Annotated in this window: 11 protein-coding genes; 4 read left to right on the top strand and 7 right to left on the bottom strand. The window is 34.6% G+C overall.

Features of this window, described 5'->3' with window-relative positions:
- Positions 1-338: 338 nt before the first annotated feature.
- Both ABID42_RS23620 and panB read right to left on the bottom strand, forming a co-directional pair.
- The gene (locus ABID42_RS23620; protein WP_407654152.1) at positions 339-1,064 is read right to left on the bottom strand and encodes an RluA family pseudouridine synthase; all 726 of its coding nucleotides are present in this window, start codon (positions 1,062-1,064) and stop codon (positions 339-341) included.
- Between the two features lie 50 nt (positions 1,065-1,114).
- Positions 1,115-1,930, bottom strand: coding sequence for a 3-methyl-2-oxobutanoate hydroxymethyltransferase (gene panB / locus ABID42_RS23625; protein ID WP_323258716.1), 816 nt, complete (start codon positions 1,928-1,930; stop codon positions 1,115-1,117).
- 382 nt (positions 1,931-2,312) lie between these two features.
- Between panB and ABID42_RS23630 the strand changes: the two genes are divergently transcribed.
- Positions 2,313-4,022, top strand: coding sequence for a hypothetical protein (locus ABID42_RS23630; protein ID WP_367285755.1), 1,710 nt, complete (start codon positions 2,313-2,315; stop codon positions 4,020-4,022).
- 432 nt (positions 4,023-4,454) lie between these two features.
- On the opposite strand, the gene typA is transcribed toward ABID42_RS23630, so the two are convergent.
- From typA to crtID, 4 genes are all read right to left on the bottom strand, one after another.
- Entirely contained in the window at positions 4,455-6,263 is a 1,809-nt protein-coding gene (gene typA, locus ABID42_RS23635) for a translational GTPase TypA (RefSeq protein WP_367285756.1), read from the bottom strand.
- Positions 6,264-6,594: 331 nt separating this feature from the next.
- Positions 6,595-8,433 (bottom strand): sensor histidine kinase, encoded by a 1,839-nt coding sequence (locus ABID42_RS23640; protein WP_367285757.1) that lies wholly within the window; start codon positions 8,431-8,433, stop codon positions 6,595-6,597.
- A gap of 152 nt (positions 8,434-8,585) precedes the next feature.
- The gene (locus ABID42_RS23645; protein WP_367285765.1) at positions 8,586-9,428 is read right to left on the bottom strand and encodes a phytoene/squalene synthase family protein; all 843 of its coding nucleotides are present in this window, start codon (positions 9,426-9,428) and stop codon (positions 8,586-8,588) included.
- Between the two features lie 22 nt (positions 9,429-9,450).
- A complete protein-coding gene (crtID, locus tag ABID42_RS23650; RefSeq protein ID WP_367285758.1) occupies positions 9,451-10,920 on the bottom strand; it encodes a bifunctional phytoene desaturase/3,4-desaturase in 1,470 nt (489 codons plus the stop codon).
- A 46-nt stretch (positions 10,921-10,966) separates the two neighbouring features.
- Between crtID and ABID42_RS23655 the strand changes: the two genes are divergently transcribed.
- A complete protein-coding gene (locus tag ABID42_RS23655; RefSeq protein WP_367285759.1) occupies positions 10,967-11,218 on the top strand; it encodes a hypothetical protein in 252 nt (83 codons plus the stop codon).
- A gap of 193 nt (positions 11,219-11,411) precedes the next feature.
- Here ABID42_RS23655 and ABID42_RS23660 read toward each other — a convergent pair whose 3' ends face one another.
- The gene (locus ABID42_RS23660; protein ID WP_367285760.1) at positions 11,412-11,918 is read right to left on the bottom strand and encodes an RNA polymerase sigma factor; all 507 of its coding nucleotides are present in this window, start codon (positions 11,916-11,918) and stop codon (positions 11,412-11,414) included.
- A gap of 370 nt (positions 11,919-12,288) precedes the next feature.
- Here ABID42_RS23660 and ABID42_RS23665 point away from each other — a divergent pair, with 370 nt between their 5' ends.
- Both ABID42_RS23665 and ABID42_RS23670 read left to right on the top strand, forming a co-directional pair.
- A complete protein-coding gene (locus ABID42_RS23665; protein WP_367285761.1) occupies positions 12,289-14,613 on the top strand; it encodes a TonB-dependent receptor in 2,325 nt (774 codons plus the stop codon).
- A gap of 87 nt (positions 14,614-14,700) precedes the next feature.
- Positions 14,701-15,141, top strand: coding sequence for a hypothetical protein (locus ABID42_RS23670; RefSeq protein ID WP_367285762.1), 441 nt, complete (start codon positions 14,701-14,703; stop codon positions 15,139-15,141).
- Positions 15,142-15,279: the final 138 nt, after the last annotated feature.

The raw sequence follows: 15,279 nt of genomic DNA on the forward strand, positions 1-15,279 counted from the left end.
AAAAGTTTAAAGACAAAAGGCTCATGATTTTGAATAATCATGAGCCTTTTTGATATATTGACAGAAAAAATATTATTTTATTGTAATATTTTCAAAGTAAAAAATGTTGATATATTAAGAATAATTAATATTTTTACAACACAATTAGCAATAACCAACCACTATCAATAATATAAATAATACAATGAAAAAATTTAATCAATTCATGATTTTACAATGGCTTATATTTTTGCCATTAATTCTTCCTCTTAGCATTGTATCGGGGATACTTCAAGGTGTTAAGCATTCAATGAGCGACCTCTTCGAACAAATTTCAAATGATGTTTCTCATCATCCACTTATTCATGAAGAAAATCCAGATTCTTTTGTTTGAAATCATCTGGATCAAGTTCTAAGAACTCTTCCCAGAAAGCATTTGCTGGAACTGCAGCCTTACAAATAATAGGCTCTTTCTTAATTGGATGAATAAAATAGACTCTTCTTGCATGTAAATTAATACTTGCATCAGCATTAGGGCGGTCAAAACCATATTTTAAGTCTCCACGAATTGGACAACCCATTGAAGCAAGTTGAACTCGAATCTGGTGAGGTCTGCCAGTAATGGGTTCAACTTCAATCAAAAAATGTTTATTGATTTCCCCTAAAACTTTATAGTTAAGTTCCGCCTTTTGCGAGCCCTTTACTTCTACTTCATGAGCTGTTACTACGTTTTTAGCCTCATCTTTCACAATCCAATGCACTAATTTTCCTTTAGCATCTTTAGGTTTGCGTCTTACAATTGCCCAATAGGTTTTTTGAATATCCCTTTTTCTGAACAATTCCATCATTCTCTCCAAGCCTTTAGAGGTTCTAGCAAAAATTACTAAACCACTTACAGGTCTGTCAAGACGATGAACTGGATGTAAAAATACATCTCCCGGTTTGTTGTATTCTTTTTTGATATATTCTTTAACCGCATCTGTTAATGTTCTATCACCAGTAGAATCCCCCTGCACTAAAATTCCAGCCCTTTTATTGACAATTATAATATGATTGTCTTCATAAACTACGTGAAAGTCTTTCATTTTTATGTTTATTTTACGAGCCAATACTGTTACAACTCGATTTTTATTAATTAATAACTTTCTTTTTCATTCGGGAAATCAAGTGATTTCACATCTTGAATATATTGAGAAATTGCCTCATTCATAATACCGTCTAAATCAGCATATCTTCTCAAAAATCTCGGTTTAAACTCCTTATTAATACCTAGCATATCATGAATAACCAAAATTTGTCCATCAGCATCAGGCCCGGCACCAATCCCAACCGTTGGAATCGAAATACTTTCAGATACTTTTTTAGTCAGACTAGAAGGTATTTTTTCAAGTACAACACCAAAAGCACCAATTTCATCCAACATTTGTGCATCTTCAATTAATTTATTTGCTTCAACATCTTCTTTTGCTCTTACACTATAAGTGCCAAATTTATATATTGATTGGGGAGTTAAGCCTAAATGACCCATCACTGGAATTCCTGCACTTAACACTCTGATTATTGACTCTTTAATTTCAGAACCACCTTCCATTTTCACAGCATGACCACCCGATTCTTTCATAATTCTGATGGCAGATCGAAGTGCTTCTGTAGAATTCCCTTGATAAGAACCAAAAGGAATATCAACTACAACGAGGGCTCTTTTCACTGCTTTCACTACCGAATTAGCATGATAAATCATTTGGTCGAGTGTAATAGGCAAAGTAGTTTCATGACCAGCCATTACATTAGAAGCCGAATCACCCACGAGGATTAAATCAACCCCTGCAGCATCTACAATACGAGCCATCGAATAGTCGTAAGCAGTTAAGCAAGAGATTTTTTCACCCCTATTTTTCATTTCTTGTAAGATATGTGTAGTAATTCTTTTGATTTCGTTATTTACTGGCATGGTTTTTTAAGCTTTTTTTTTAGTTACAAAAGGATATAAACAAACACCATTTCCACACTTTTAAAACTCATTTAATTACAAAAAAAATAATGTGATTTTTTAGCTTTAGAGAGAAAATAGTGATGACGTATAACCCGAGTAAATTTAAATAATGTACAAATTTAAGATTTATTAGTATCTAAAACAGTTAAAATAAAATTCGGTATGCTTTTTTTCAAAATAAGTGCTTTTTTCAGAGAATATCACTAATTATTTGCTTAAAAAGAGGTACTTTTACTTATAAATTTTATATTGATTATTTCTAATAAATCTATTTCAGTACCCCATCATTTATACTTAAATCAAACAAGTTATGAAACAGATTTTTTCAAAGAGAAGTCTTTTGCAAAACAAGTCAACTCAAATCGGTTTGGGTTTACTTACTTGTCTAGCATTGAGCAGTCCATCATTTGCTCAAGACTCTAAAACCTCAAGTACTAAACCAACGATTGTAAGTACAATCACAGACAATGGAATTACAACAACGACTTATTCAAATGGTCAAGTTGTAAAAACGGTTGCAGATGGATATTATCTTGATTCTGCTTTTTACAAAAACAGCAATGTTTTAAAAGCAGTACAAGGTAAGCGCTATTGGAAAATTACAGATAGAGTAGGTATTACGATTCCTGTAGGGAATACTGTAAATGGAAAAGATATAACGATGTTCTTGAAACCGGGTGCGTTTAACTCGCTTTCTGTTACTCGTCAATGGGGTATAATTGGTATCGGTATCACTGGAGGTTATCAATTCTTTCAGGTAGGTGATGACTATAGTGGACCTGATGGAAGAATTTACAAAAATATTGAAGCATTAAAATTATCAGGTAAACTTCCTGACAACTTGCCAGCATCTGCGGTATTATATGACAAAGTATCAAGCCTTGAAGACTTTTATTTATTGATTGGTCCATCTTTAGATATTCCTATCGGTAAAAAATTCAATGTCAACGTTGATGCTCGTGGTGGTTTATTCAATACTTCGGCTCCACGTTTTGGCGCTTATTTACAAGATGGAAATTTTGGTGCACAATCATTAATTTTCAGAATGAACTCTTCTGCTTCAAAAAATAAGCTTGGAGCAAGTATTGCTCTTGATGTAACCTACAAAATTGCCAAAACTTGGGCGTTAGGTCTTAATGCACAAGGCTTCATTACAGAAACACCATTTACTACTGTAGGTGAAGACGTTTCTCAAGGATCTACCAAAACTTTAACGAAGGAAGATGTAAGTACTCATGGTGGTTATAACTTTGGGCTTGCTTTATCTCATACTTTCGGAGAAGACAATGGCAAAACTGTTTATACTTTATTACCTCCTCCTCCAGCTCCAATTGTTGCTTATGCACCAACCTTATTGGGTGAAAATGGTAAAATGTACGACTATAAATCTTCAGAAAAACCTGTATTCAAATGGAAAAGTAATTCTCCGAATCCAGACCAAGAAGAATACTTATTCAAACTTTACAAAGCTGATGGCTCTGATACTCCAATCTATCAGCAAACTACTAAAAATACTAGCTTAACATTACCTGATAATGTTGCATTAGTAAACGGAGATGAGTGTAATTTCTATTACTATTCAGTACAGTCGGTAGTTCAAAATAAAGTTTTCTCAGAAGCTGATGCAGCTAGTTTTGGTTACAAAGCTAAACCAGTGGCAATGATAGCTTCTAGTAAACCTACTACTGACCAGTATATGTTTAAAGTATTTGGTGGAACAACTGCACCAAACACAATGAAAGCAAAACCTCGTCGTAAAGTAGTAAAACCTGCTGTAGCTACTGTACCTAAGAAATTGGTACCTCGTAAGAAATCTACTAAGCCTGCAAGCAACTATGTTAACTACGAAAACGTAACAGAGAATCCTAAAGTGAAATGGCCAGATGATCTTCCATTACCGAAGAATCCATCAATCTATGAATACGAAGTTCAACGCTTGAATCCTGGAGATTGTAAGCCTGTAGGACCAGTAGCTAAATATAGATTCTATATTGATCCTAAAAACCCTGATGATATCCGTATTCTTCCTGACAAACCGAAGAAAAAATAATATCGGTTGGGTTCGATAAAACAAAAACGGCAGTCTGAATTAAATTCAGCTGCCGTTTTTTATTGACCTATTATTAATATTAACTACTACACTTGTTTATTTATTTCAAAATAAAGGAATAGCTCTTTCTTCACTGTCTAGTGATAAAAGAATAGTATCTTATTAGAATAGCTAATTCTATTCCACAATTGAAATCAATACCAGAAAAGCTTAATAACAAGAAGTGAATGGGAGAATATATAACAAAATGAAATAAAGAAATGAAGACTCAGTAGTGTTGCAGATGCTATTTTAAGAAAAATAAAAGTTTTTTTCATTTACCAAACAACCTTTATTAAAAGTACCATGTCTATATAAGTACAAATAATAAAGCAATTAGTGGTAACATAAACAACCCCTCCGACTTGAATCAGAGGGGTTTTGTTTTTTGTACTAGTCAGCTTTTTGTTCCATACGTTTACGCATACTTGGATCCAAGTAAATTTTACGCATACGAATCGACTTTGGAGTAACCTCTAGGTATTCATCTTTTTGGATGTATTCCATAGATTCTTCTAAAGAGAATTGGATTTTCGGAGCAATTTTAACGTTTGTGTCTGTACCAGAAGCACGCATGTTAGTCAATTGTTTCGCATTTTGAAGGTTCACTTCAATATCATTTTGACGGTTGTGCTCTCCAACTACCATACCTGCATAAACTTCTTCAGTTGGGTCGATAAAGAAAACACCTCTGTCTTGTAATTTATCTACTGCATAAGGAGTAACAACACCTGAGTTCATAGAAATCAATGAACCGTTGATACGACCAGGGATAGTTCCTTTATAAGGCTCATAAGCTTTGAAACGGTGTGCCATGATAGCTTCACCATAAGTAGCTGTCAATACTTTAGAACGCATACCAATCAATCCACGTGAAGGAATGTTGAATTCTAAGTGTTGTAAGTCACCTTTAGGTTCCATAATCAACAACTCACCTTTACCTTGCGTTGCTAATTCAATTACTTTACCTGCTGATTCGTCTGGAACGTCAACTACTAAAGTTTCAACTGGTTCTAAACGTTCGCCGTTTTCACCTTCTTTGAAAATTACTTGTGGCTGACCTACTTGTAATTCATAACCTTCACGACGCATCGTTTCGATTAATACAGATAAGTGAAGAATACCACGACCAAATACTAAGAATTTATCTTCAGAATCAGTAGTAACAACTTTCAAGGCTAAGTTTTTCTCAGTTTCTTTGAAAAGACGATCACGTAAGTGACGAGACGTTACAAATTTACCTTCTTTACCAAAGAATGGTGAGTTATTGATGGTAAACAACATGTTCATTGTTGGTTCATCAATCGAGATTCTTGGTAATGCTTCTGGTGTTTCGTAGTCAGTAACAGTATCACCAATTTCAAAATCTTCGATACCCATCATTGCACAAATTTCACCAGCACTTACTTCCGATACTTTTACTCTTCCAAGTCCTTCAAATACTTGAAGTTCTTTGATTTTCATTCTTTTTACAGAACCATCTGCTTTCATTAAAGCTACTTGCATACCTTCTTTGAAAGTTCCACGGTGAACACGACCGATAGCGATACGACCAACGAATGAAGAATAATCTAAAGATGTAATCTGCATTTGAGGAATACCTTCGTTTTCTGGTGCTGGAGGAATAGTATTGATGATTACATCTAGTAATTCTGTAATATCTTCAGTTTTACGTTTCCAGTCAGTACTCATCCAACCTTGTTTAGACGAACCGTATAATGTAGGGAAGTCTAATTGGTCTTCAGTAGCTTCTAAGTTGAACATTAAATCGAAAACTTGTTCGTGTACTTCGTCAGGACGACAGTTTTCTTTATCAACTTTATTAATAATTACGATTGGTTTCAATCCTAATTGAATCGCTTTTGACAATACGAAACGAGTTTGAGGCATTGGACCTTCAAAAGCATCCACCAAAAGGCAAACACCATCAGCCAATTTCAATACTCTTTCTACTTCACCTCCAAAGTCAGAGTGACCAGGAGTATCAATGATATTAATTTTTACGCCTTTATAGCGAACAGATACGTTTTTAGAAACGATAGTGATACCACGTTCACGCTCCAAGTCGTTGTTGTCAAGAATTAATTCTCCGAACTCTTGGTTATCACGAAATAACTTTGAAGCATGGATAATTTTATCAACGAGGGTAGTTTTACCGTGGTCAACGTGAGCAATGATGGCAATGTTACGAATACTTTGCATGATTTCAATTTGAAAATTTGAAACGGGCTCGCCCGTGCGATGAATTAATTTGAAAACGAAATTGTAAGAATTATAATCTTCAAACTATCTGATTTTCAAATTTACATTTTAGGGTGCAAAGGTAAGGATATTATCTTAGAAAAATGCTATTCACATGAAAAAATAACAAAGAAATAAATTGAAGGGCTAGATTAGCCATAAAAAAGATAAATGATTGTAAATCAATGAATAGAAGTATATTTAGAAAGATAAAAACGAAGCAATTAATATGATATTAAAAAGAAAAAATAGCAATAATACAATTTATCAAAAAAGAAACGCTCATTAAATCCTATTTTGAATTGAGCGGCACTTTTAGTTCAATCAAAGTCCCTTTCTGTGGTTTTGTCAGAATTTGGATCTTCCCATTCATAGCCAATGCTCTTTCTTGCATATTATTTAAGCCATTTCCTTGCTTAACATTGCCCTCATCAAACCCAATTCCATTATCTTTCACGATAATTGTAAAGTATTCTTCGGTGAAAAAAATAGCAATTTCAACATTACTTGCTTGCGCATATTTAACACTATTATTCACTGCTTCTTTGAAAATGAGATAGATATTATACTGTTTCAAAGGTGAAAATTGGATACAACTTATGTCTGAAACACTGAAAGTATAATCAATATTTTTAGGTTCTAGCATTTCGGCAGTGAACTCTTTCATTTTGACAATTACACTATCCAAGCTTTCTTCAGTCTGTTTGGTCGTCCAAACTATATCACTTAATGAGCGTTGTACATTTTGTGAACTTTCACTGATTCTCCCTACAAGTTTTTTCAAAGAAGAATCTTTTTTATCAATCTGTGTTTCAACAACTTGACTCAAAATACCAATACTACTTAATGTTGAACCAATATCATCATGTAAATCACGAGCAATACGATTACGCATTTGGTCATTGGCTTGCAATTGATGAATTACTTCTGCTTGATATTTTTCTTTTTCTTTTCTGTCTTTATTAATTCTATGTGCCAAAGCAAAAGAGAGCATAACAACTTCCAAAGCTGAACCAACTTGTAGTGCATTTCTGGTGAAATAATCACTCGGTAAAATATTAGAAAGTTGCATGATAAAAATCAAGGCACTGACTAACATAATCGACCAAGCACCTAAAAAGAATAAAGCTTCTTCAGAACCTTTCATCCAGATATAAGTAGCAATGACCAATACATAAACCACAATGACAAAAGCAACAGCATTCAGTAAAATAATACTTGTTCTACCCAAACCAAACCAATATGTCGTCACTAAAATGAATACCAATATGATTAATACCTTCGCAATTTTGTCAGAAATAGGTAGATACCTTTCTACATTCAAAAAACTATTGGCAAACAATAAACCAAAAGATATACCCAGCGAAATAGAAATAGGACCAAACCGATTAAACCAAACAGCATTTGGCCAAATAAACTCATTGATAAAACCTTTATTGTAAGCAAAAAAACTAGCGAACGACAATACGTAAATCACATAATATAAGTACACTTTTGTGCGGACAGTAAAAAAAATAAAGAAATTAAAAATCGCCATCACAAGCATAATACCGATATAAATACCCTGCATAATGTCTTTAGGATGATTATCTTCAAAATATACTTTTAAAGGAGCAACTCTGAGTGGAAACAACAAAGGCAATGAGCTTTGAAAACGAATATAATAAGTACTGGCTTCTTGAGGTGCTAAATTGAGGTCTAATAAATAAAAATTTGTTTCAACATCTCTTTGTCGAATTGGCACATAAGTTCCTGACTTCAAATAAGATACTTTTTTTTCTGCATCAATTTTATAAAAAGCAATACTATCAATGGTAGCCTCGGCAATTTCAAGGTATAAATTCTGAGAGGTTCTATTTTGCAAGGTTATTCTTGCCCAAATCACCGAAGAAGTAACACCAAAATTAGGGTTTATCTGTAAACTTCTTCTAAAATATGCACCAATATCAGGACGTTTACTTACTTCATCAAACGTTAATGAAGCAGTTTTATCCTCAAAGATTTCTATTTCTCTTCCAATCGCCAAGGCTTTATTGGGCATATCAAAAATTACTTGGCGTTGTGCAAACGCTTCAAGGAAAATTAGATTTGTCAATAAGAAGACTAAACAAAAACCTTTTATTTTTTTCATAAGAGTGCTAATAGATAAACTACAGAATAGCTTTTACTATTAATGATTTCAAATTTACAAATATTATAAGATTAACAAACAAAAATTAATGTTACAAAAAAGCCACTCATCCTTAACGAACAAGTGGCGTAGTTATTAGTAATATCTACTAGTTAAAGCGTGTTGAGCCTTACTTGGAAATAAGTACTGGCTAATAATAATATCTTCTGGAAATCGGGTACCCTGATTCTTTCGTTCTGAATTTTGGAAGCTGGACAAATTTTTATTTTATCGAAAAGTCTCAAATAATATCTATAAGCCAAATATACTCCTGCTTTAGCACCTTGCGGCAAGGCGATGATTCCACGAAGGGCAGCATCAAAATCTGCCTGAATGTCATCTTCAATACTCTTTTTATCTTCTAAAGTAAAGTTTTGAAAATCAACATTGGGGAAATAAGTACGACCTCTTTCTTGAAAATCAGATTTAATATCTCTCAAGAAATTTACTTTCTGAAAGGCAGAACCTAAACGTCGTGCATCGTCTTTCAATCTATCGTACATTTCAGCATCGCCTTCGCAGAAAATTCTTAGGCACATTAATCCTACTACTTCTGCCGAACCGTAAATGTATTGTTCGTAACCGTCTTGATTATAATCTGCAAAATATAAATCCATTTCCATCGAATGCAAGAAGGCTTCAATCAATTCATGATCAATTTTATATTGATTCACCATTAATTGAAAGGCATGCAAAACTGGATTTAAACTAATTCCTTCTTCAATGGCTAAATAAGTTTCTGCCTTAAAACGACTTAATAAGGTCTTTTTATCAAAGCCATGAAAGGTATCTACAATTTCATCAGCGTAACGAACAAAACCATAAATGGCATAAATCGGCAGATGAAAACGTTTATCTAGCGTTTTAATCCCTAAAGTAAAAGACGTACTATAATTTTCAGTAATCAGCTTACTGCATTCTAGTGTTGTCTTTGTAAATAAATCCATGTGGTTCATTACTATCAATTATAATTGCGGTTTAAATACTAAAGGCTTTGTTTACTTCTTCGGCAACGACCAATCCTGAAATTAATGATGGCGGTACGCCAGGACCAGGAACTGTTAATTGACCTGTATAAAATAGGTTTTTCACTTTTTTACTTTTCAAACTTGGTTTCAAAAGAGCGGTTTGCATCAAGGTATTGGCTAAACCATAAGCATTTCCTCTGAAAGCATTATAGTCAGCTTTGAAATCACTGTGAGCATAACTTCTTTTAAAAACTACTGCATCACGAATAGAAACGCCACAGTATTTTTCTAAACGTTCCATGATGATATGATAATATTTCTCACGAGTTTCTTCCGAATCCTCCAAATCTGGAGCGACTGGAATTAGTAAAAACACATTCTCACAACCTTCTGGCGCAATGCTTTCATCCGTTTTTGTGGGTGCTGAAGCATAAAACAATGGTTTTGAAGGCCATTGTGGGGCTGTATAAATTTCATGCGCATGTACTTTGAAATCTTCATCAAAGAACAAATTATGATGTAATAATTTAGGAATTCGTTTATTGATTCCTAAATAGAATAACAAGGAAGAAGGCGCCATTACTCTTTTCTTCCAATACTCTTCATCATAATTGCGGTACTCTTCTCCCAATAATTTATCTTCAACATGATGATAATCTGCACTTGCTACAATTACATCAGCCATAAATTCACCTTGATTCGTAATTACTTTTTTTGCTGAACCATCTATTACTTCTATCTTTTGTACATTTTGATTCAAGAGTATTTTTACGCCTTTTTCCTCCGCCAATTTCACCATGCCTTCCACAATTTTAAACATGCCACCCATCGGATACCAAGTACCTAACTTCATTTCTGCATAATTCATTAAACTATACATGGCTGGAGTATTCTCTGGCGTAGCTCCTAAAAACAAAATCGGGAACTCCATCATTTTTAGGATTTTTTCATCTTTGAAAAACTTCCTGATATGTGAAGCAAAGGATTGAAAAACATCTAAACGAACCACATCATAAAGCAATTTCAAACTTAAAAATTCTGTAATACTCGTTGATGGCTTCCAAACAAATTGATTAATTCCAACATCATATTTGTATTCAGCCTGACGCAAGAATTCCTGAAACTTTGCCTTACTTCCAGCTTCCATACTTTCAAATAAATCTCCTAATTTATCAATACTTGCTGGTAAATTAATGGTTTCGTTGCCTTCAAGGATGACTGAATATGAAGGATCAAGGCGCACTAAATCATAATAATCGGAAGTCTTTTTATTAAACTTGGCAAAGTAATTATCAAAAACATCTGGCATCCAGTACCAACTTGGTCCCATATCAAAAGTAAATCCCTCTGCTTGAAAAACCCTTGCTCTACCTCCTGCTACACTATTTTTCTCTAAAATAGTTACTTCGTATCCTTTGTCTGCTAAGCTTGTTGCTACTGATAATCCCGAAAAGCCTGAACCTATTACTATTACTTTCATTGAAAAATTTCCCCGAAGGATATTTATACGTTTCCTTATTTAGAACATGTTAAAACAATTATACAGAAAGGCTACTTCTCCTTGTCTTAGACCTTACTTTTCTTTCCTTGATGAAAGAAAAGTAACCGCAGCGGCGGACCGCAAAAGAAAATCAAGAAATTCCAAACTCGCTCCGCTCAAACAGTGGAATTTCATTAAATGCTTACGCCACAATATTATTAAGTATTATAAAAACTCAAATACTATCTTAACTTCTAACTCTAACAAAGATAATCCTGATTTGTTTGATTGGTTTTGATTTGTGCTTTTTTTAAAAGGAAATGAGCCTAACAAAAAAGTCGAACAATTGCTCGACCTTTTGTGACATTCTTCTGTTAACCAAAAAACTAATCAATTGCGTCTTCATAATCTATCGAAAACACAATATTGATTTAGTTGATTAGAGTTCTTTTTTGCAATGATGAAGCGTAACTCAAGCAATCAACTAAAAACTAATTCGCATACATGTGTAATTTGTCTTTCAACTCTTTACGAGCAATGTGAATTCTATTCTTCACAGTACCAATTGGAATATCTAGTTTATCTGCAATTTCATGATATTTAAACCCTCTGAAGTACATCATAAAAGGTGTTTTGTAAGCATCTTCTAAAGCCGAAACTGCACGGTTAATATCATTCATGGCAAATGCACTGATGGCTAAATTATCCGTGCTACTTTCCATTGAATTGATATAATGCAAGTTATCTGAAGTATCAATGAAAGTATTTTTTCTCACCATTCTCTGATAATTGGTGATGAAAGTATTTTTCATGATAGTATATAACCATGCTTTCAGGTTAGTACCTTCTGTATATTTATCTCTGTTTGTAAATGCTTTCAACAAAGTATCTTGGAGTAAATCATTCGCTTCTTCATAGTCTCTAGTGAGCTTCATGGCAAATGGCTTTAACGATTTAGATACTTTTCCGATATGATATGTGAATTCGAGGGCTGTCATAGTTTCTATTTGTTGATTTTGTTTAACAAATATATTATATAGTTAAACAAAAAAGCAAATGTTTTATCAATTAAATTTATTTATTTTCAATATTTATTGATAAAAACATTAACAAAAAGGTTTAAATAATATTAAAAATTGCTTTATAGGCTATTTAAAGAGGTTTTTAGCAACTCAAATATTTTGTTTAACTTATTATAAAATAATATAAACAAAATAAGCCTTTTGTTGAATGTTTAACAAGATGTTATTTAACATTCATTTTCCTATTATTAAAAACACTCTTCATTTTTAATGCAATAATGTTGCAATTATTGAAATCCATTTACAAATTATCAGTAAATTGCGTCCTCAATCTTCATCATCATTCATGAAAAGCATTTATCACATATTTACGTTATTGGTATTTACTTGGTTTTCAGCCAATGCACAATCTTCAAATTGCAATTGTTCTCTTAAAGGTGTTGTTCACGAAAAGGATATTCATCAAGTAGTGCCAGGTGCAGTTATTTATATTAAAGGCACAAACATTTCAACCTTTGCAGATGCCAAAGGGAAATACGCTTTCAAAAACCTTTGTCAAGGAAAATACATATTGATTTGTCAAGCTGTTGGTTTCCAAAAGGTTGAAATCCCTGTGAACCTGAGTAATGAACATGAAGAAGATTTTTCTTTGGAAGACAAAGACGAACATTTGCAAGAAGTAGTGGTTAGTGGCAAGAAAATGGAGAATGTTACCCAAGCAAAAGGGACTTTAGAAGGTGAAGCACTCGACCAAACTCGTGGACAAAATCTTGGCGAATCCTTAAAAGGCATTACGGGCGTAACAACTTTGCAAACGGGAAGTTCTATTTCAAAACCTATCATTCATGGAATGCACTCTAACCGTGTTTTGATTCTTAATAATGGTATTCGTCAGGAAGGACAACAATGGGGAAGCGAACACGCTCCTGAGATTGACCCATTTGTGGCTAAAAAGCTGACTGTTATCAAAGGTGCAGCAGGTGTACGTTATGGTTCTGATGCTATTGCAGGAGTAATCATGGTTGAGCCCGCTCCTCTCCCCGATTCTGTGAATATTCATGGAGAAATCAATACTGCTGGATTCCTTAATGGAAGAATGGGCGTGGTTTCTGGTATTGCAGAAGGTGGTTTGTCTGCCATCAAAGGTTTTTCTTGGCGAGTACAAGGTACTTATAAGCGTGGTGGAGACTTAAAGACCGCTAATTATTACATGGCGAACACTGGCGTACAAGAAAGAAACTTTTCGGTAGCGCTTGGTTACAATAAAATACATTATGGTACAGAAATGTTCTTTAGTTATTTCGATACACAACTGGGTATTTTCGCTGGTTCGCATATTGGTAACACAACAGACTTACAAAACGCTATCAATAACCCCCAACCTAACGAAGCTTATACGCCTGCCGAACTTAGTTATACTATTAATCGCCCTAATCAAGACCTTGCCCACCATTTATTAAAGCTTAAAAGTTTTGCAATTGTGGATAACTTGGGGAAATTTACACTTACGCTGGCTCGTCAATATGATTGGCGTTTAGAGTATGACGTTCCTAGAGGAAATCGTAACCTTAATACCCTTAATTTTAAGTTAACTACTTATACAGGCGAGTTAATGTTGGAACATAAACCGCTTTTCAACAAAATTGCAGGCTCTATTGGTATCAGTGGGATGTATCAAGAAAACCTTTCCTCCTCTTACGAACTCAAAAAGCCTTTAGTCAACACCGTACTGATTCCTAATTACCAAGTAAGTACGGGTGGTTTGTTTATCATTGAGCGTTATTTGAAAAACCGTTGGGAATTTGAAACGGGATTACGCTATGATTTCAGAAATGCACAGGCTTACGGACTTACTTTTAATAATCAAGCTTATAACAATTCGTTTGACTTCAATAATTTCTCGGCTACTGCGGGAACGACTTATACTTTAAACGAACATTTCGACTTTAAATTCAATGCAGCTTTGGCTTGGCGTGCGCCCAATATGAATGAATTGTTTTCAGATGGGATTCACCACGGAGCGGCAGCTTATGAGAAAGGAAATATCAACCTACAACCAGAAGTAGCCCATAATCTAAACTTTACGGCAAACTATACTAGCGATAAATTCAATCTTGAAGTAAGTCCTTATCTGAATTTTATTGATGATTTTATCTATCTGAAACCTCGTTCAGAGAATGGTGTTTTGCAAACCGTGCTTACTGTACGTGGAGCATTCCCTGCTTTTGATTATACTCAGGTTAATGCCCGATTTGCTGGGCTTGACCTCTCTGCAAGCTATCAAATTACCGAAAAAATAGCGATTACTGAGAAATACTCGATGGTTAGGGCGAAAGATGTGCTGAATAATCAATACATGGTGAACATTCCTAGCGACCGACTAGAAAGTACTTTAAAATACGACTTCAAAAAGCATGGTGCATTTATCAGTATCAGCAATTCATTAGTGGCAAAACAAACTCGTGTAGAGGCAAATAGCGATTTCCTAGCACCTCCGCCCGCATATAGTCTTTGGAAAGCAGATGCAGGTATCAGCATTAAAAAAGTAAACGTCGGACTCAGCGTTAGCAACATCTTTAATGTAGCCTACCGAGAATATCTTAACAGATTTAGATACTTTACAGACGATTTAGGCAGAAATATCTCCCTCCGCCTTAAATATAGTTTCTAAACAAAGCACAAAATTACCAATGCGATAAGCTATCTCAACAATGCGATAGCTTATCCCGTTCTTGCGATTGCTTATTCCGTCCGTGCGATGGCTTGTCCCGTCCGTGCGATGGCCTATTCCGTCCGTGCGATAGCTTATTCCGTCCGTGCGATGGCTTATCCCGTCCGTGCGATGGCTTATCCCGTCAGTGCAGGAGCTAATAGTATCAATGCAGTTGCTTATCCCGCCAGTGCAGGAGCTAATAGTATCAATGCAGTTGCTCATCCCGTCAGTGCAGGAGGCAATAGTATAAATGCAGTTGCTTATCCCGTCAGTGCAGGAGCTAATATTATAAATGCAGTTGCTTATCCCATCAGTGCAGGAGCTAATATTATAAATGCAGTTGCTTATCCCATCAGTGCAGGAGGCAATAGTATCAATGCAGTTGCTTATCCCGTCAGTGCAGGAGTTAATAGTAGCAATGCAGTTGCTCGTACCTTAAGCGCAGGAGCTAATAGTAGCAATGCAGTTAGACACAGTAACGTTTAATAAAAAAGCACAAAGATTTTAAGAATGAATTTTGATTGTTTGATGGGAGTGTTCATTAAACTGTGTCATTTGATTTATTGAGTTAGGGGGCTAGCCCCCTAACTCAATAAATCAACTTGTGAAATTCTGTCTTCAAAT

Source organism: Arcicella rosea (assembly GCF_040543805.1).
Lineage (GTDB): Bacteria > Bacteroidota > Bacteroidia > Cytophagales > Spirosomataceae > Arcicella > Arcicella rosea.